Source organism: Bradyrhizobium sp. AUGA SZCCT0283, from assembly GCF_018130385.1.
GTDB lineage: Bacteria > Pseudomonadota > Alphaproteobacteria > Rhizobiales > Xanthobacteraceae > Bradyrhizobium.
Map to the genome: position 1 here is coordinate 30,576 of NZ_JAFCLU010000012.1, position 17,760 is coordinate 48,335.

Consider the following 17,760-nt stretch of genomic DNA (forward strand, 5'->3'; position numbering starts at 1 on the left):
AGCTACGCGGCGCGCACCGACTCGAGGAATTTGGCAACCTCGACCTTAAGACGGTTGCTGTCGCTCGACAGCAACTGCGCCGCGGAGAGAACGTGTGACGAGGCCGTCTCCGTCTCGGTCGCGCCGCGCTGCACATCGGTGATGTTGGCGGAGACCATCTGCGTCCCCTGCGCGGCCTGCTGCACGTTGCGGGAGATTTCCTGCGTCGCCGCGCCCTGCTCTTCCACGGCGGCTGCGATCGCGGAGGAAATTTCGGACAGCTTTCCGATGGTGCCCGAGATTTCCTGGATGGCGCCGACCGAATCCTGGGTCGCAGCCTGGATACCGGTGATTTGCTGACCGATCTCGCCGGTAGCCTTGGCGGTCTGTTCGGCCAGCGCCTTCACCTCGGACGCAACGACCGCGAAGCCACGGCCGGCTTCACCGGCACGTGCCGCCTCGATGGTGGCGTTGAGCGCAAGCAGGTTGGTCTGGCCCGCGATGTTGTTGATCAGCTCGATCACGTCGCCGATGCGGGCGGCGGCCTTCGACAGTTCGCCGACCCGATCGTTGGTCCTTGACGCCTGATCCACGGCTTCGCTGGCCATCCGCGCGGATTCCTGCACCTGCCGGCTGATCTCGTTGACCGAGGACGCCATTTCCTCGGTGGCAGATGCGACCGACTGCACATTGGTGGAGGCTTCCTCCGAGGCTGCCGAGACGGTGGTGGCGAGCTCCTGCGCACGCTCCGCGGTCGAGGTCAGCGTGCCTGCGGAAGCCTCGAGCTCGGTCGAGGCCGAAGAAACGGTTTCGACGATCTCGCCGATCATGGCTTCGAAGTCCCGCGTGATGCCGTCGACACGACGGCCGCGCTCGATCTTGGCTTCGGCATCGCGGGCAGCGGCTTCATCGGCAGCCTTCTTGGCAATCAGCGCATCCTTGAATACCTGCAACGCGTCCGCCATGGCGCCGATTTCGGTCTTCTCACCGCGGCGCGTCACTGCGGCGCTCAGGTCGCCGTTTCCCAGCGCCTGCATCGGCTTCACGATGGAGACAATCCCGCTCGATAGGTCGCGAACCAGATAGATCCCCACGCCGACACCGCAGATGATGACGGCAGCGACAATGCCCAAGACGGTCCAGAACGCGAGATTATAACCTTCCGCGGCTTGCCGGGTCGCGGTGTCTGCGCCCGCATTGTTGAGATTGATGGATTTTTCCAGGAACGCATCGGATTCGGCGGCGATCACCGCAACCCTCTTGGAGATGGCCTCGCTCGCCTCATGGGGAATCCGGCCGATGCTCTGACGCGACAACTCGATGACGTCCTGAACGCCGGTCATGTATTTGTCCCAGGCGCGCGCCCAGTTCTCGAAGATCGAGCGCTCTTCAGGAGTGGAAATCAAAGGCTCGTAAGCCTTGCGATCCTTCGCGATCCTTTCGAGGATGCTGGCCAGTCTCTTGTCGTTGGCGGCCTTCGCTTCCAGCGTTTCCGCCATGACGTGGGCCCGCAGCGCAATACGGAACAGATTGATATCCGCGCGCAGTTCACCGAGCACCCGGACGCTCGGAAGCCAGCTCGAGGCGATTTCCACCGTATGGGCGTTGATCACCTGCATGCTGCGGATCGCCAGCAGGCCCATGCAGGACATCGCGATCAGCATGAATGCAATCACGGCGATGACCTTGGCGCGGATGGAAAGTGCGGACATGGCTGGCTCTCTCAAGCGTTGGAGACGGGCGCCGCGGAATTATGAAGGATTGCCGTCAATGTTCGATGCGCCGGGAATATTCGGCAACGGTACGCATCAGGTTCCAAGCGATGGTTAATTCGGCGCTCCGTAGAATTACCGGTTGCAGCGACGCACGCCGGCTGGAGCATCAGCCAATGGATTCGGCGACAAGACGAATCCTGAACACCGGCTTCTTGGCTTCGTCCAGAAGCTCCATCTGCCATTCGGCATTCTGTTTCAGGCTGCGCGAAAGACTGCCGAGGAGGTTGCCGCAGACCTTGGTCATCTCGGTCCAGGCGGCCTCGCGGCTTTCAAATTCGGACCCCTGATCGGACGCGCCTGCATAGCGGCCGTGGCTGATCCGAAAAAAATACAGCGGCATGATTGATCTCATGTGTTGGGCCGCCTCCCGGCCTTCTTTGCCGGTCACCAGTTGGAATGAGATTCGCTACCAGGACATGAATGCGCCAGCCCGTATGACTACGGGTTCGCGGGCGCCGGATAAGGCGGGATGCCGTGCGACGACTCTCGGACCGGCAGCATGCCCCCGATTCCGAGGCCGCTCATTGCCGTCTTGCGATGTTTTGGCGATCAATCGGTCGAGCGGCGCAGCTCCGGCGCACTCTCGGCCTTGGCCGGTTCAGACTTCGCCTGCTCCGCCTTCGGCTCGGATTTCACCGGCTCGAGTTTGGCGCTCTCGACCGGTGGCGTCTCGACCCGCGCCGTCACTTCGGCACGTGCGTCAACCGCGCGCGACGGCTCCTCCCGACGATGCAGCGAGCGCGGCCGCGCCACGGAGCGCGCCATCAGCATTTGCGAGGCGCCCTGATGGCGGAAATCGCAATAGGCGAAGCCCATGCCCGAGACGGAGCCGCGGAACGAGCGATCGTCGCGCTTGTCGATATTGAAGCACGGCTCGAACGGAAGTCCCTTGATCGAAGCACAAACGGCCTGGCCGCGAATCTGCAGCGTGTTGCCGGGCAGGCGCACATGGCGGATCGGGCCCGAGCCGCTGAATTGGATAGAACCGGCGGCGCCGAGATCGTCGAGCACGCGGCCAGCGCCGCGAGTGCCGTCAAAGCAGGTGAAGGCGAAGATCTTGCCAGCCACAAACCTGCGCGCCTCATCGGCATTCATCGCCCCGGCCAGCGCAGGAACGATCATCGCACTGGCCGTGACGGCCCCCAGAACCAAACGCGCAAGCATGCAGCTACTCCAACTTTACAAGAGCGCGGGCGCCCGCTTTGGCTTGAGCATGAAAACCGGGACCCCAGTTTGCCGGACCATGCTGCAGACCTCTTTACCCCGTGCTTACCATATCAACCGTGGCAACATTGGAGCAGGTTGGTTGGTAAAGTCTGAACGCCGTTAGAGAATTTTTACCACGATTCGTCCGCGGACCTGGCCAGCGAGAATTTGCGCGCCGGTTCCGATGACTTGGTCGAGGGTGATTTCCTGAGTAATTTCAGCGAGTTTCCCCTTGTCCAAATCGCTGGCAAGACGGTTCCAGGCAAGCTTGCGCTGGGGCAACGGGCACATCACGGAATCGATGCCCAGAAGGCACACCCCGCGCAAAATAAACGGCGCGACCGAGGACGGCAGGTCCATGCCGGCGGCGAGGCCACAGGCGGCAATGGCGCCGCCATATTTGGTCATCGAGAGCAGGTTGGCGAGCGTGGTCGAGCCGACGCTGTCGACGCCGCCCGCCCAGCGCTCCTTCGCCAGCGGCTTGGCGGGCCCGGCGAGTTCGGCACGGTCGATCACCTCGGCGGCGCCGAGACCCTTGAGATAGTCAGCCTCCGACAGCCGCCCGGTGGAAGCGATGACGTGGTAGCCGAGCTTCGAAAGCACGGCGGTGGCGACCGAGCCGACGCCGCCGGCGGCGCCGGTCACCACGACAGGGCCGCGCGCAGGCGTCAGGCCATGCTTCTCCAGCGCCAGCACCGACAGCATCGCGGTATAGCCGGCGGTGCCGATCGCCATCGCATCACGCGTCGACATGCGATCGGGCAGCCGCACCAGCCAGTCGCCCTTGACGCGTGCCTTCTCGGCATAGGCGCCGAGATGGGTCTCGCCCATGCCCCAGCCATTGCAGACGACCTTGTCGCCGGCCTTCCACGCCGGATGCGAGGATTGTTCGACGGTGCCGGCGAAATCGATGCCGGCGATCATGGGGAAGCGCCGCACCACGGGGGCCTTGCCGGTGACGGCCAGGCCATCCTTGTAGTTCAGCGTCGACCACTCGACCGCAACCGTGACGTCGCCTTCCATCAGCTCGGCTTCGTCGAACTGCGTCAGTGCGGCGGTGGTGCCCTTCTCCGCCTTGTCGATCCTGATGGCCTTGAACGTTCCCACGGCAAACTCCCCGAACTTTTCTCTGACGGGAGTGTTTACCGCATCAGGCGGGTTGTGCAACCGGGCGCGCGACCGGCTGCTCGACGATCGGCAGGTTGATCAGCGCCGACAGCACGCCGAACATGATCGAGAGCCACCAGATCGGCGTGTAGGAGCCGAACTGCTCGAACACCACGCCGCCGAGCCAGACACCGAGGAAGCCGCCGACCTGATGGCTGACGAAGGCAAAGCCGTACAGTGTGGCGAACCAGCGGGTGCCGAACATCAGCGCCACCAGCGCCGAGGTCGGCGGCACCGTCGAGAGCCAGGTCAGGCCGGTGGCGGCGCCGAACACGATCGCCGAGAAGGTGGTGATCGGGAACGAGATGAACGCCATGATCGACAGCGCGCGGGCAAAGTAGATGATCGAGAGGATATAGCGCTTGGGATATTTGGTCTGCAGCCAGCCGACGCTGAGCGAACCGATGATGTTGAAGAGACCGATGGCCGCGACCACCCAGCCGCCGGTCTGCGCCGCGACGCCGCGGTCGGCGAGATAGGCCGGAAGATGCACCGTGATGAAGGCGAGCTGGAAGCCGCAGGTGAAGAAGCCGAGCACCAATAGAACATAGGAGCGATGGCCGAACGCCTCCGCCAGCGCGGTCTTGAACGATTGCTGGTCCCCGACAGGCTCGTTCGACGACGTCGAAGGCGGTGTCGCGATCGCGAGCGAGAGCGGCACGATCAAGAGCATCAGGAGAGCGAACACCGTCAGCGCCGCCTGCCAGCCGAAATTGTCGATCATCGCGACGCCGAACGGCGCGAACAGGAATTGCCCGAACGAGCCGGCCGCGGTGCCGGCGCCGAGCGCAAAGCCGCGCTTCTCGGGCGGCAGCAGCTTGCTGAACGCCGACAATACCAGGTTGAACGAACAGCCGGATAGACCGAAGCCGATCAGAACACCGGCACCGAGGTCGAGCGAAAGCGGCGCCGTCGAATAACGCATCAGCAGCAGACCGCCGGCATAAAGCAGCGCCCCGACGATCATCACACGCAGAATACCGAAGCGATCGGCGATGGCGCCCGCTATCGGCTGGCCCAGGCCCCACAACAGGTTCTGCAGCGCCAGCGCGAGGCCGAAGACGTCGCGTCCCCAGGTGAACTCGCGGCTCATCGGCTGGACGAAAAAGCCGAGGCTCGAGCGCGGCCCGAAGCTCAGCAGCGCGATCAGGCATCCGCAGATGATGATCACCAGCGGCGTCCGCCAGGTGCCAAGGCCGGTAGATGGACGAAGGTCGTCGCTGGTTACGGCCATTTTATTTCCCCTGGGCAATCGCCGCCCGGAACCGCCAGGCGAAACGTCACGGTGAATTAATGCAGATGCATGAAAAGCCCAAGGGGCGCCGTAGAAAAATTTTCCGCTGCAGGGCAGCCCTGCAAAATTGGCGAGGACAATGAGTGCAATTGTTGGGCTGACGCACGCGCCCGGATGTCGTCCCCGCGAACGCGGGGACCCATACGCCGCGGCCGCGCAAATTTGAGGAAGTCGTCGTTCAGCTTCGTTGGTTATGGGTCCCTGCCTTCGCAGGAACGACGAGCGCGGAGTTTACCGTTTCGCGCTGACCTGCTCGGCCGAGCTTTGCGCGGCTTCGGCGAGTCTGGCGGAGATCGCCGCGGTCTCGGCGGCCGTACCCCAGCTCGGCGCGTCGCTGCCGTTGCCCCAGGCGCGCGGCCGGTAGAAGGTGTGCACGCCAGTCTTGTACATCTTCTTCATTTCATTGACCCAGGACGGCCGCACCCAATAGGCGTGGTAGTGCGTCGACTTGTCGACTTCCGGCAACCAGAGCTGGCCGTCGAGCATCGCTTTTGCGATTTTCCGCGCGCGATCCCACATGTCGGGTTCGCGAATGACATCCTTGTTGTTGTCGCAGGCGAAGGTGAACTGGCAGGCCAAATGACGGTGCTTGTTCTGGTAGACCACGCCGCACACGGTTTCGGGATATTTGCCGGAGAAGGCGCGGTTCAGCACCACCTGCGCCACCGCGATCTGGCCCCTCACCGCTTCGCCGCGGGCTTCGAAATAGACCGCTTCAGCCAGGCATTTCTCCGACTTGGCGCGCGATTTTTCGTCGAACAGGCCGAGACGCTCGGCGGGCGTCTTGGCGCGCTGGTTGTCGGAATTGACCTCGCCCTTCGGCGCAACGCTCTCGCCCATCTCACCGGCCCGCACCGGACCGTCGGCATCGACCGGCAGCGAGGCCATCACCTTCATGTCGGGATCGGGGATCGCGCCCGGCATCACGATGACAGGCTCTTCGCCGGGCCGCCAGCGCTCGATGCTCTCGGGCGAGCCCAGCGACGAACCAAAGAACAGGCTCGAGGTCTTGAAGGAGAAACCATCGCGCGGCGGCGCAGGCGTGCGCGCGGCCTCGCGCGTTACCGGAACAGTCTTGAGATCGTCCTGAGGTCTGGTTTCGAGCGACAGCGACATGTCGAATTGCCCCAGCGGTGGCGCGCTCAGTGCGGCCTGCAGCTCCGGATCGAGCGGCGTGCGCTCGACGGACGGCGCCGTCTCGGCGGTCTTGGCGCCCTTGACCGATGCATTCGATGTCGCGGGGTCCTCGGTCACCGGCGCGCGCTCGGCGGGGGCAGCCGTTTCCGCAGGCGGCGGCGTCACGATGAGGCGATCGCCTTTCAGGGTGCGATCGACCTTGGGAAAATCGGCGGCGTGATAACGCGGCGGCGGAGCGACGAGCGGGTTGCGCGTCACTGATCCCGTGATGTCGATGCCTTGGTTGTCGAGACTGGCGAGGCGGTAAGTCGCGGTTTGCGGCGAGGAGGTTCCGATCGGACGGCCGAAGGAGAACGTTGCGACCTGGATGGTGCCGGCGGAGGAGAACACCCGCTTCTGCCAGCGTTCGGCGACGCCGGGCTGGCGCGCCAGCAGCGAAGCGATATCCTGATATCCGATCTCGGTCGGCATCAATGCGAAGACGCAGAGACCGAGGCCGAAGGACGCGAACCGCGCGCCCTTCGGCTGGCTACGCAACACAAACATTGTACGCTCACGCAACGCTTACACGATCGAACGTCAGTACATCCGTGCAATTCGACCTTTTTTGTTGGTATCGAATTTAGGTTGCCGGGGAGTTAATCGGCGTGGCCTGCGTGTTACACGCAAGACATTGCAGGATTTTAGCGGAGCGCATCAAAAACGTTGGTAAACGGCCACTCGATGAAAGTGGTAAATATCCCGTCAACGAAATTGATGAAGAAATTGGTACGCCGTGTGAAGACGGGAACCCGTCATGCGCTCGCATAGACGCTATTGGATCCAAGACCAGGCCTCTCCGCGTCATTGCGAGCGCAAGCGAAGCAATCCATCGCACGGCATAACGGATGGATGGATTGCTTCGTCGCCTGCGCTCCTCGCAATGACGGCTTCATCCGTCATCGCCTAAATCGACCCGGTCATCCGCGTCCTTCCACGCATGCAAGAATGAAAATGCCCGGGACAAGCCCGGGCATAACGTCGTGTTCGTTAATGGTCAGTGCGACTTACGCCTGGCTCGCAACCGTCTTGCCGAGCGCGGCCTGCGCGGCGGCGAGGCGGGCGATCGGAACGCGGTAGGGCGAGCACGACACGTAGTCGAGCCCGATCTCGTGGCAGAACGCCACCGAAGCAGGATCGCCGCCATGCTCGCCGCAAATGCCGACCTTGAGATTGGGCCGGACCTTGCGGCCGCGGGCGACGCCGATCTTCACCAGTTCACCGACGCCATCGCGATCGACCGAGATGAACGGGTCGATTTCCAGGATCCCCTTGCTGACATAGGTGCCGAGGAAGCTTGCGGCGTCGTCGCGGCTGATGCCGTAGGTGGTCTGGGTCAGGTCGTTGGTGCCGAACGAGAAGAACTCCGCGGTCTGCGCGATGTCGCCGGCCATCAGGCACGCGCGCGGAAGCTCGATCATCGTACCAACCTGGTACGCGAGCTTCTTGCCGGTCTCCTTCATCACCGACTGCGCGGTGGCGTCGATCCGCGCCTTGACCAGGTCGAACTCGGCCTTGGTCGCGATCAGCGGCACCATCACTTCGAGGCCAACAGCCTTGCTGGTGCGCTTTTCGGCTTCAACCGCCGCTTCGAAGATCGCGCGCGCCTGCATCTCGGCGATTTCCGGATAGGCAATCGCGAGGCGGCAGCCGCGGAAGCCGAGCATCGGGTTGAACTCGGCGAGATCACGGGCACGATCGGCGAGCTTGCGCGGATCGGTATTCATCGCGCGCGCGACTTCCTCGATTTCGGCCTGGGTGTGCGGCAGGAACTCGTGCAGCGGCGGATCGAGCAGACGGATCGTGACCGGCAGACCCTTCATGATCTCGAACAGCTCGACGAAATCAGCGCGCTGCATCGGCAGCAGCTTCGACAATGCCGCGCGGCGCGACTGTTCGTCCTCGGAAAGGATCATCTCGCGCACGGTGCGGATGCGGGTTTCCTCGAAGAACATGTGCTCGGTACGGCACAGCCCGATGCCCTCGCCGCCGAACTTGATGGCGGTGCGCGCATCTTCCGGCGTGTCGGCGTTGACGCGAACGCCGAGCTTGCGAACCTGATCGGCCCAGCCCATCAGGGTGCCGAATTCACCCGACAGTTTCGGTTCGATCATCGGCATCCGGCCGGCCAGCACCTGGCCGAGCGAACCGTCGATGGTGATGACGTCGCCGGTCTTGAAGGTGCGCGAGCCGATGCTCATGGTGCCCCGGCCGTAATCGACGCGAATGGCGCCGCAGCCGGAGACGCAGGGCTTGCCCATGCCGCGCGCGACCACGGCGGCATGCGAGGTCATGCCGCCGCGGGTGGTGAGAATGCCTTCGGCGGCGTGCATGCCGTGAATGTCTTCCGGGCTGGTCTCGATCCGCACCAGAATGACGTTGCGGCCGTCGGCCTGCAGCTTGGCGGCTTCGTCGGACGAGAACACGATCTCGCCGGATGCGGCGCCGGGCGAGGCCGGCAGGCCGGTCGCGATCACGTCGCGCTTGGCTGCGGGATCGATGGTCGGATGCAGCAATTGATCCAGCGAAGCCGGATCGATCCGCGTCACCGCGTCCTTTTTCGAGATCAGGCCTTCATTGGCGAGTTCGACGGCGATGCGCAGCGCGGCTTTCGCCGTGCGCTTGCCGCCGCGGGTCTGCAGCATCCACAACTTGCCCTGCTCGACCGTGAACTCCATGTCCTGCATGTCGCGGTAGTGCTTTTCGAGCAGCGTGTAGAACCGCGTCAGTTCCTTGAACGCCTCCGGCATCGCGCTTTCCATCGATGCCTTGTCGGAGCCGGATTCCTTGCGCGCCTCCTCGGTGATGTCCTGTGGCGTGCGGATGCCCGCCACCACGTCCTCACCCTGCGCATTGATCAGGAATTCGCCGTAGAGCTTGCTCTCGCCGGTGGAGGGATTGCGCGTGAACGCGACACCGGTCGCGGACGTCTCACCCATATTGCCGAACACCATGGCCTGCACGTTGACGGCCGTGCCCCAGGATTCCGGGATATCATGCAGGCGGCGATAGGTCACCGCGCGCGCATTCATCCAGGATGAGAACACCGCGCCGATCGCGCCCCACAATTGCTCGTGCGGATCCTGCGGGAAATCCCTGCCGGTCTCGCGCGCCACCGCTTCCTTGTACTTGCCGACCAGTTCGACCCAGTCGTCGCCGGAAAGATCGGTATCGAGCGTATAGCCCTGGCCGTCCTTGAAGGTGTCGAGGATGTCCTCGAAGTGATGATGCTCGAAGCCGAGCACCACGTCCGAATACATCGTGATGAAGCGGCGATAGCTGTCATAGGCGAAGCGGCGATCGCCGGAGAGCTCGGCGAGCGCTTCGACCGTCTTGTCGTTGAGGCCGAGATTGAGCACGGTGTCCATCATGCCCGGCATCGAGGCGCGGCCGCCGGAGCGGACCGACACCAGAAGCGGATTCTTCGAATCGCCGAACGCCTTGCCGGTCAGCTTGCCGACGTGGTCGAGCGCCTTCTCGACCTGCGCCTTCAGCGCGGGCGGATAGGATTTGTCGTGCGCATAGAAATAGGTGCAGACCGAGGTCGGAATGGTGAAGCCCGGAGGCACCGGCAGGCCGAGATTGGCCATTTCGGCGAGGTTGGCGCCCTTGCCGCCCAGCAGGTCGCGCAGGCCCGCTTTGCCCTCCGCCTTGCCGTCCCCGAAAGTATAGACCCACTTGCCGGATTTTACCGCCTCAGCGGCCGGCTTGCGGACCGCGGCCTTCTTGGCCGCGGTCTTGGCGACCGGCTTGGCCGGGGCCTTGTTCAGCGCCTTGCGGGCGGAGGGGGCAGCGACAACGGCCTTGGGCCGGGCCGATGGCTTTGATTTCGCTACAGATTTCGCTGCAGCCTTCTTGGACTTCGCGACGGCTTTGGCCATGGATTCCAACTATCTAAAAAGGTGAGAAGATTGCGCGCCTTACACCATTTTGAGGGGTTCCGCGCAAGCCGCGAAAGCCTGCTTTCCAGCGCTAGAACCGAAACATCTTGAGAACGCCGAGACCGACCAGGCCTACGAAGATCAAATAGATGGCTACAATGTAATTGAGGAGCCGCGGCATGATCAGGATAAAAATCCCCGCGAGAAGGGCAACGATCGCGGGAACGTGCGCAGCGGTGATGGTCATTGAAATCTCCGGCTGATGGGGGGAATCGAATCGAGGGTGGCAACTTAACCGCTGGCGCGGTTTCGGAATAGCAAGACGCTCACGACTTCAACGGGTTCCAGGCTCCGCAACAATTCCCCAGAAATGCCGCGTATGAGGCCGCGCTTTTGCCGGAACAATGCGGCGCGCGATGAATTGGCCCCGCATTGTGTGTGCTGGCGCAAGCCGGCGCCTCTTCTCGCGAAGGAGTTGACCATGCGGAACAGAACACTTGCCATTGCGGCGATCGCCGCCGCGATAGCTGCCCCGATCGCGGCACAGGCGCAGACCACGATCACCACCGGCGTGGTCGGCGGCAGCACGGTCGTCATCGGGGAACACGAAGGCATCGTTGCCGACCAGCGGCCGGCCTTCCGCGAATATATCGTGCGTGAACGCGTGCCGAACTACACGATTTCCGAGCGCGTGATCGTCGGCGGGGTGCTGCCGGAAACCGGCGTCACCTATTACGACGTGCCGCAATCGTTCGGGGTGACGCCCTATCGCTACACCGTGGTGAACGGCCAGACGGTGCTGGTCGAACCGCGTTCGCGTCGCATCGTTCAGGTGGTCGATTGACCTCAGTAGCCTGAACGATTTGGTCCGGGCGCCGCGCAAGCGGATGTGCGCGAGATACGACCGGACAAGAAGCCCCGCCCGGCGTCCCCTCCGGGCGGGGTTTTCTTTAGTCTCTGATCTCCAGTCCCGGCTTCTTCACCACGAGGCGGTGAATCTTCTTTCCCGATGAGGCGCTGACCGTCTCTTCATCGAGCAACACCGTCGTCGTCTTCAGTTCCGCCAGCACCACCGCCGGATCGAACGCCGCGTAAAGCCGTCCCTGTGCATCGCGCTGATCGGCACCCTCGGTGACGCGCCAGCTCAGATAGAGAATGCCGCTGGGCTTGACGATATCGAGCAGACGGCGAACCGATGCCGCAATCTGCTTGCGGTCGAGATGCATGATCACGGTTTCGCACAGGACGTTATCGAACGTCCCGACGCCGCGCAGCTCGGGCAATTCGGCATGCGCGAACTTGAAGGAGGGATATCGCCGGCGCGCTTCGTTGAGCAGGCCCTCCGAGGCATCGAAGCCCACGGCCGAAAAACCGTTCGCGTGAAGCCAGGCGACCTCGCGGCCGCAGCCGCAGCCGATATCGGCCGAAGTGCCGCCGCGCACGAAAAACCGCTCGACGACTTCCTGCAGGTCGACGGGCGCCGGCTGACCGAGCCAGTCCTTCGCGAACGCCGCCGCATCCAGGTCGTAAGCGGCGAGCGTCTGACGATCCATGATCTAGCCTTCGATCTTCGAAAAATCCGCAACCGCGCGGGTCGCCGCGCGGATCTCATTCAGGAGTTTTAGTCGGTTCTCGCGCACCTTGGGTTCATCGTCATTGACCTTGACCTTGTCGAAGAACGCATCGACTGCCGGCCGGAGCTTTGCCATCGCCCCCATCGCAGTAGCGAAATCTTCCTTGGCGACGGCGCTTCCGGCTTCGCTCTTGACCTGATCGATCGCCTTCGCGAGCGCTTTTTCCTCAGGCAACTCATACAGCCCGGCATCCGGCGCGCCGTCGAACGTGCGCTTGTCCTTCTTCTCCTCGATCGAGAGGATGTTACTCGCCCGCTTGGTCCCCGCAAGCAGGTTCTTGCCGTCGTCGGTGTCGAGGAACTTGCCGAGCGCCTCGACGCGGCGGACCACCAATAGCAGATCGTCCTGGCCGCCGAGCGAGAACACGGCATCGACGAGATCGTGCCGCGCGCCCTGGTCGCGGAGTTGGACCTTCAGGCGGTCGGCGAAGAAGGCGAGGAGATCCGACGGAAGCTCTTGGCTGTCGACGATCGCTTCCCTCGGGCGCTTGTCCAGCAAGCCACCCAGTGCTGAGGTAGCCACATTTAGGATCGGCAACCGAAGCGTATTCTCGACGATCAGCCTGATGACACCCAGCGCCGCCCGCCGCAACGCATATGGATCCTTGCTGCCCGTCGGCTTTTCATCGATCGCCCAGAAGCCAACCAGCGTGTCGATCTTGTCGGCCAGCGCGACCACGACACTCACCGGATCAGTCGGCACGCGATCGGCGGGACCTTGCGGCTTGTAATGCTCCTCGCTCGCCGCAGCGACGGAGGCGTCTTCGCCTTGCGCCAGCGCGTAGTATTTTCCCATCAAACCCTGCAATTCAGGGAATTCGCCGACGACTTCGGCGAGCAAATCAGCTTTCGCCAGATGTGCGGCGCGCTTGGCCTTTTCGACCTCAGCGCCGACCAGCGGCGCGATCTCGGCGGCCAGCCGCTCGATCCGCTTGATCCGCTCCGCCTGCGTGCCGAGCTTCTCGTGAAACACGATCTGCTCGAATTTCGGCAGGCGCGCTTCCAGTTTCGTCTTCAGGTCGGTCTCATAGAAGAATTTTGCGTCGCTCAACCGCGCACGGATCACGCGCTCGTTGCCGCCGATGATGGTCTTGCCATCGTCGGTGGCCTCGATGTTGGCGGTAAGGATGAACTTGTTGGTCAGTTTGCCCGTCTTGGGATCCTTGACCACAAAGCATTTCTGGTTGTTGCGGATGGTGGCGCGGATCACCTCGTCCGGGATCGTGAGATACTCCTCGTCGAACGATCCCATCAGCGCGACCGGCCACTCCACGAGGCCGGCGACCTCGTCCAGCAACACCTGGTCCTCGACCAGTTCGAATCCCTGCGCAAACGCCAGTTGCTTGGCGTCGGTAACAATGGTGTCCTTGCGTCGCTCCGGATCGAGCACGACCTTCGCATCCAGAAGCTTGGCCTCATAGTCCTCAAAACGGCGCACGGCGATGGCTGATGGCGCCATGAAACGATGGCCGAACGTGGTCTGCCCGGCCTCGATGCCATCGACCGCGAACTTCACGACGTCGGGCTCTTCGGTTTCGAGCCCAAAAGTCGCGATGATCGAATGCAGCGGCCGCACCCAGGAGAGCGAACCCGATTTGGCCGAACGTTCGCCCCAGCGCATCGATTTCGGCCACGGGAAGGTCCTGATGATGACAGGCAGAATCTCGGCGAGCACGTCGATCGTGGCGCGTCCCGGCTTTTCGATCAGCGCGATGTAGAAATCGCCCTTCTTCGGGTCGGTTTGAATCTTGGCGTCTTCGATCCGGGCAAGGCCCGTAGCCTTCAAAAATCCCTGGATCGCGGCGTCAGGCCCGCCGACGCGCGGGCCGCGGCGTTCTTCCTTCAGGTCGGATTGCCGCGCCGGGATGCCGTGCACAGTGAGCGCCAGCCGCCGCGGCGTCGCGAATGCTTTTGCGCCCTCATAGACGAGGCCCTCGGCAACGAGCTTGTCGGTGACCATGCGGCGCAGATCGTCCGCCGCCTTGGCCTGCATGCGCGCGGGGATTTCCTCGGAAAACAGCTCCAGCAGAAGATCAGGCATCAGACCGCCCTGCCCGCTTCGGTGTGAACCCAGGCCTCGCCGCAGGCTTTTGCCAGTTCGCGCACGCGCATGATGTAGCTCTGCCGCTCGGTCACCGAGATCACGCCGCGCGCATCGAGCAGGTTGAAGACGTGGCTCGCCTTGATGCACTGGTCATAGGCCGGCAGCGCCATCAGATGTTCCTTCTGATTGCCGCCCGACTTCAAGTTTTCTTGCCACCCGGCAGCGAGATATTTCCGGCAGGCGTCTTCCGCCATTTTGAACTGCTCGAACAGCATCGCCGTGTCCGCGTGCTCGAAATTGTGCCGGGAGTATTCCTGCTCGGCCTGCAGGAAGACGTCGCCATAGGTGACCTTGTCGGCGCCGTCACGGCCATTAAAATTGAGATCGTAGACGCGGTCGACGCCCTGCACATACATCGCGAGACGCTCGAGCCCATAGGTGAGTTCGCCGGCAACGGGCGCGCATTCGACGCCCGCGACCTGCTGGAAGTAAGTGAACTGGCTGACTTCCATGCCGTCGCACCAGCACTCCCAGCCCAGCCCCCACGCGCCGAGCGTCGGGCTTTCCCAATCGTCCTCGACAAAGCGGATGTCGTGCAGGCTCGAATCGATGCCGATCGCGGCCAGCGACTTCAGATACAGGTCCTGAAGGTTCGGCGGCGACGGCTTCATGATCACCTGAAACTGATAATAGTGCTGCAGCCGGTTGGGATTTTCGCCGTAGCGGCCGTCCTTGGGCCGCCGCGAGGGCTGCACATAGGCCGCGTTCCAGCGCTTGGGCCCGAGCGCCCGCAGCGTCGTCGCGGGATGGAACGTGCCGGCGCCCATTTCCATGTCGTAGGGCTGCAGGATCACGCAGCCCTGCTCCGCCCAAAACCGTTGCAGCGCGAGGATGAAGCCCTGGAACGAACGTTCCGGGCGCATATGGGCAGGAAGTGCATCCATCGGCAGAATCGGTCTCGCGAAGGGGGTTTAAGAGCGCGGGACCGTATCGACGCGGCGGCAGGGAATCAAGGCGGTGCCGGTGGTACGGCACCGCCCAATTGGTTGTTAAGCGGCTTGTCCTAACCCGGCCGATAAGCGCCGGTGACGGGGTCGCGGCGCAGCGTCGGAATATCAGCCGTCTGGGCGGCCTCGGCGACGCGTGCCAGGCGCGCCTCTTCCAGCTCCCTGTTGATGCGGACGGCGGTCTTGTAGGCCCATCGGACCACGGCGAGCCCACCCAGGGCACCCGCGAATGCGACTAGCGGCGGCATCGGTCGATCCTTGTCGTTCACGTGTCAGCCCCCAATAGCTCGCATTGTCGCCCAAGCCGGCTTGCGCCGCAATTCCGCTTTTGGGTCTAAATGGCGCGGCCCGCTGACCTTGAGTTGACTGCTAGAACCCGAATTTGGCCCAAATCGCCCTTGTCTCCAGCGCCGAAATCAGGTCGTCCGGCAGTCCTCCGATACCGTCGAATGCGGCCAGCGAACCCGCCCCCGGCGACCTCCGGCCCAACAGCCCCGCCAGCATCCCGCTTGCGGGCGCGATAACGGGCGTCAGCACCTTCTCGCCAAAGCGCTCGCGCAGCGTCGACCTGATATCGCCGATCTTGTCCGCAAGGCCCAACGACACCGACTTCTCGCCCGCCCAGTACTCGCCGGTGAACAGGACGTCCTCGGTTCCCTTGAGCCGCGCACCGCGGCTGCCTTTGACCAGCGCAATGAAGATGGCGTGGATCTCGCGCTGAAGCGCCTTCAGGCGCGCCACGTCATCGGGATCTTCGGGCAGGAACGGATCGAGCATCGCCTTGTGCTCGCCTGCCGTGTAAAGCCGCCGCTCGACGCCAATTCGCTTGATCAAGTCCTGAAAACCGAAACTGCCGCCGACCACGCCGATCGAGCCGAGGATCGAGGACGGATCGCAAAAAATCTCGTCGCCCGCGCAGGCGATCATGTAGCCGCCGGATGCCGCGACATCCTCGACGAACACCAGCACCGGCAGTTTCTTTTCCGCGGCAAGCTGCCTGATCCGCAGATAGATCTGACGCGATTGCACCGGCGAGCCGCCGGGCGAATTGATCACCAGCGCCACCGCCTTGGCGTGTCTGGTGGCGAACGCGCGTTCGAGCGTCTTGGCGATGCCCGCCAGCGTCAGGCCCGGCCGCAACGGCGTCACCGCACCGATGACACCCGACAGGCGCACCACCGGAACGACAGCGGCGTCGCGCCGGAATTTTGCCGGAATGAGTTGCTTCACCCTGTCAACGAGGTTCGGCAATTTCGCGCGATCACTTATTTGTTCACTCATGCCGTTACCTCGAATTAACCATTTTTTATCGCACCACTGTCATTGCAAAGGCCGAAACGCGTTTTGGCTGGAAGCCTTTTGCATTGCAGATGCCAAAGCTGCAATGGCGCAGCGGAGACTGACATGAAAATCTACCTGCTGATCCTGCTCATCGGCAGCCTTCTGGCCGCGATCCACTTTACATCGGCGCCAAAACAGCAGTCAGAGACGCTTCCGCAATAGCGTCCTGTTCGAGGAATTGGGCGTGCGAGCCACTCTTAAGGGTTCGCGAGCGGCAAGTTCCCATTCCCGGCAAGAACCTCCTGCACCCTTTTGTTTGGCACGCCCTGCTCGTCATTGAGCAGCAGGGCGGGATGGATTTGCGTCGGCGCCCGCCCACCCTTGGTGGCGCGAACCAGGATGCGATTGGCAGGCCCCCGCGCGTCGCCGTGAACCGGCAGGACCTGCAAGCTCCCGAAACCGTGATCGAGCGCCGAGAGCACCTCGGCAATTCCATCGGCGCGCCAGATCAGCGTCAGCGCGCCCCTCGATTTGAGAATGCGCCGCGCCGCGTGAACCCATTTCGAGAGCGTCGTTGCGGTCGCCATGTGCGCGATCCCGCGCGCCGTGTCCGGCGAGACGCGATGCCGCGCGGGATCGTTGAAGGGCGGGTTCATCAGCACCGCATCGACGCTATCAGGAGCCAATCCGGCAGCGGCAAAGGCTGCGGCATCGGCTTCCACATCGAGCACGATCACGTCAGCTTGAATCGCATTGGCATCCGCATTGGCGCGCGCAAGCCCCGCCAGCGCGGCATCGATCTCGACCAGGACCAGATCGATGCCGGTCACGCGCCTGGCAACCGCCAGGCCCGCGACCCCGACGCCGGCGCCGAGATCGGCGACACGATCGCCCGGACGGGCCGCGGTTGCCGCCGCCAGCAGCACCGCATCGTGACCGGCGCGATGTCCCGATTTCAGTTGCTTCAGACGCAATTGCCCGCCGAGAAACGTATCCTCGGTGAGTTCGAGGACGGGATCAATCATCGGGGCGCAATTCGTGAGCCAGGCCCGCCTCCGCCAGCAACTGGCGGGCCGCGCGATTGTCGTCCTCATGAACCAAGATACGGCGCGGCAGGATGCCGAGCGATCCCTCGATGACGCTCATGTTCTGGTCCAGCACGAGATGATGGATATTGGCGCCGTCGAGCAGCGCGCCGACCGCGGAAACCAGCACAATATCATTGGTCCTGACCAATTCCCGCACGTGACGCTCTCCTTTTCGCCCGGGTGCGGCGATGGCATCGGGCCTGTCAACCGCTTCGTGCCCTTGCCGCCT

The 17,760-nt window shown here is 63.4% G+C and carries 16 protein-coding genes; 1 reads left to right on the forward strand and 15 read right to left on the reverse strand.

The genetic code is table 11. The annotated features are described in order from the left end of the window. Positions 1-2: 2 nt before the first annotated feature. The 8 genes from JQ624_RS17905 to JQ624_RS17940 all read right to left on the reverse strand — a co-directional run bounded on the left by JQ624_RS17905 (position 3) and on the right by JQ624_RS17940 (position 10,725). Positions 3-1,691, reverse strand: a complete 1,689-nt coding sequence (locus JQ624_RS17905) for a methyl-accepting chemotaxis protein (protein ID WP_212420230.1) — start codon at positions 1,689-1,691, stop codon at positions 3-5. 169 nt (positions 1,692-1,860) lie between these two features. Then, positions 1,861-2,094 carry a DUF6894 family protein gene (locus tag JQ624_RS17910; protein ID WP_212420409.1) on the reverse strand — a complete coding sequence of 78 codons (234 nt, stop codon included), beginning with the start codon at positions 2,092-2,094 and terminating at the stop codon, positions 1,861-1,863. A gap of 209 nt (positions 2,095-2,303) precedes the next feature. Next, positions 2,304-2,918, reverse strand: a complete 615-nt coding sequence (locus JQ624_RS17915; RefSeq protein ID WP_212420231.1) for a hypothetical protein — start codon at positions 2,916-2,918, stop codon at positions 2,304-2,306. A gap of 162 nt (positions 2,919-3,080) precedes the next feature. Further along, positions 3,081-4,067, reverse strand: coding sequence for an MDR family oxidoreductase (locus JQ624_RS17920; RefSeq protein ID WP_212420232.1), 987 nt, complete (start codon positions 4,065-4,067; stop codon positions 3,081-3,083). 43 nt (positions 4,068-4,110) lie between these two features. Then, the gene (locus JQ624_RS17925; protein WP_212420233.1) at positions 4,111-5,361 is read right to left on the reverse strand and encodes an MFS transporter; all 1,251 of its coding nucleotides are present in this window, start codon (positions 5,359-5,361) and stop codon (positions 4,111-4,113) included. A gap of 291 nt (positions 5,362-5,652) precedes the next feature. Beyond that, on the reverse strand, positions 5,653-7,104 hold the full coding sequence (locus JQ624_RS17930) for a cell wall hydrolase (RefSeq protein WP_212420234.1): 1,452 nt from the start codon (positions 7,102-7,104) through the stop codon (positions 5,653-5,655). A gap of 500 nt (positions 7,105-7,604) precedes the next feature. Then, positions 7,605-10,478, reverse strand: a complete 2,874-nt coding sequence (ppdK, locus tag JQ624_RS17935; RefSeq protein WP_212420235.1) for a pyruvate, phosphate dikinase — start codon at positions 10,476-10,478, stop codon at positions 7,605-7,607. Positions 10,479-10,569: 91 nt separating this feature from the next. Beyond that, positions 10,570-10,725, reverse strand: a complete 156-nt coding sequence (locus tag JQ624_RS17940) for a DUF3096 domain-containing protein (RefSeq protein WP_083519361.1) — start codon at positions 10,723-10,725, stop codon at positions 10,570-10,572. 234 nt (positions 10,726-10,959) lie between these two features. Here JQ624_RS17940 and JQ624_RS17945 point away from each other — a divergent pair, with 234 nt between their 5' ends. Beyond that, positions 10,960-11,322: a DUF1236 domain-containing protein gene (locus JQ624_RS17945; protein ID WP_212420236.1), complete on the forward strand. Its 363-nt coding sequence runs from the start codon at positions 10,960-10,962 to the stop codon at positions 11,320-11,322. A gap of 106 nt (positions 11,323-11,428) precedes the next feature. Here the strand turns inward: JQ624_RS17945 and JQ624_RS17950 are convergent, their stop codons facing one another. The 7 genes from JQ624_RS17950 to JQ624_RS17980 all read right to left on the reverse strand — a co-directional run bounded on the left by JQ624_RS17950 (position 11,429) and on the right by JQ624_RS17980 (position 17,688). Continuing rightward, a complete protein-coding gene (locus JQ624_RS17950) occupies positions 11,429-12,031 on the reverse strand; it encodes a bifunctional 2-polyprenyl-6-hydroxyphenol methylase/3-demethylubiquinol 3-O-methyltransferase UbiG (RefSeq protein ID WP_212420237.1) in 603 nt (200 codons plus the stop codon). 3 nt (positions 12,032-12,034) lie between these two features. Next, a complete protein-coding gene (gene glyS, locus JQ624_RS17955) occupies positions 12,035-14,152 on the reverse strand; it encodes a glycine--tRNA ligase subunit beta (RefSeq protein ID WP_212420238.1) in 2,118 nt (705 codons plus the stop codon). Next, a complete protein-coding gene (locus tag JQ624_RS17960) occupies positions 14,152-15,099 on the reverse strand; it encodes a glycine--tRNA ligase subunit alpha (protein WP_212420239.1) in 948 nt (315 codons plus the stop codon). The genes glyS and JQ624_RS17960 overlap by 1 nt, the downstream gene beginning before the upstream one ends. Positions 15,100-15,218: 119 nt before the next feature. Further along, complete coding sequence (locus JQ624_RS17965) at positions 15,219-15,410, reverse strand: hypothetical protein (protein ID WP_212420240.1); 192 nt, start codon at positions 15,408-15,410, stop codon at positions 15,219-15,221. Between the two features lie 121 nt (positions 15,411-15,531). Beyond that, positions 15,532-16,443, reverse strand: a complete 912-nt coding sequence (locus tag JQ624_RS17970) for a S49 family peptidase (protein WP_212420241.1) — start codon at positions 16,441-16,443, stop codon at positions 15,532-15,534. A 257-nt stretch (positions 16,444-16,700) separates the two neighbouring features. Beyond that, entirely contained in the window at positions 16,701-17,468 is a 768-nt protein-coding gene (locus JQ624_RS17975) for a tRNA1(Val) (adenine(37)-N6)-methyltransferase (RefSeq protein WP_212420242.1), read from the reverse strand. Further along, positions 17,461-17,688: a DUF2007 domain-containing protein gene (locus JQ624_RS17980; RefSeq protein ID WP_212420243.1), complete on the reverse strand. Its 228-nt coding sequence runs from the start codon at positions 17,686-17,688 to the stop codon at positions 17,461-17,463. The genes JQ624_RS17975 and JQ624_RS17980 overlap by 8 nt, the downstream gene beginning before the upstream one ends. Between the last annotated feature and the right edge of the window lie 72 nt (positions 17,689-17,760).

What these genes read in the sequence shown, in the direction of transcription:
- JQ624_RS17905 (WP_212420230.1), bottom strand. Translation starts at nt 1,691, where the DNA reads ATGTCCGCACTTTCCATCCGCGCCAAGGTCATCGCCGTGATTGCATTC.
- JQ624_RS17910 (WP_212420409.1), bottom strand. Translation starts at nt 2,094, where the DNA reads ATGCCGCTGTATTTTTTTCGGATCAGCCACGGCCGCTATGCAGGCGCG.
- JQ624_RS17915 (WP_212420231.1), bottom strand. Translation starts at nt 2,918, where the DNA reads ATGCTTGCGCGTTTGGTTCTGGGGGCCGTCACGGCCAGTGCGATGATC.
- JQ624_RS17925 (WP_212420233.1), bottom strand. Translation starts at nt 5,361, where the DNA reads ATGGCCGTAACCAGCGACGACCTTCGTCCATCTACCGGCCTTGGCACC.
- JQ624_RS17930 (WP_212420234.1), bottom strand. Translation starts at nt 7,104, where the DNA reads ATGTTTGTGTTGCGTAGCCAGCCGAAGGGCGCGCGGTTCGCGTCCTTC.
- ppdK (WP_212420235.1), bottom strand. Translation starts at nt 10,478, where the DNA reads ATGGCCAAAGCCGTCGCGAAGTCCAAGAAGGCTGCAGCGAAATCTGTA.
- JQ624_RS17940 (WP_083519361.1), bottom strand. Translation starts at nt 10,725, where the DNA reads ATGACCATCACCGCTGCGCACGTTCCCGCGATCGTTGCCCTTCTCGCG.
- JQ624_RS17945 (WP_212420236.1), top strand. Translation starts at nt 10,960, where the DNA reads ATGCGGAACAGAACACTTGCCATTGCGGCGATCGCCGCCGCGATAGCT.
- JQ624_RS17950 (WP_212420237.1), bottom strand. Translation starts at nt 12,031, where the DNA reads ATGGATCGTCAGACGCTCGCCGCTTACGACCTGGATGCGGCGGCGTTC.
- glyS (WP_212420238.1), bottom strand. Translation starts at nt 14,152, where the DNA reads ATGCCTGATCTTCTGCTGGAGCTGTTTTCCGAGGAAATCCCCGCGCGC.
- JQ624_RS17960 (WP_212420239.1), bottom strand. Translation starts at nt 15,099, where the DNA reads ATGGATGCACTTCCTGCCCATATGCGCCCGGAACGTTCGTTCCAGGGC.
- JQ624_RS17965 (WP_212420240.1), bottom strand. Translation starts at nt 15,410, where the DNA reads ATGCCGCCGCTAGTCGCATTCGCGGGTGCCCTGGGTGGGCTCGCCGTG.
- JQ624_RS17970 (WP_212420241.1), bottom strand. Translation starts at nt 16,443, where the DNA reads ATGAGTGAACAAATAAGTGATCGCGCGAAATTGCCGAACCTCGTTGAC.
- JQ624_RS17975 (WP_212420242.1), bottom strand. Translation starts at nt 17,468, where the DNA reads ATGATTGATCCCGTCCTCGAACTCACCGAGGATACGTTTCTCGGCGGG.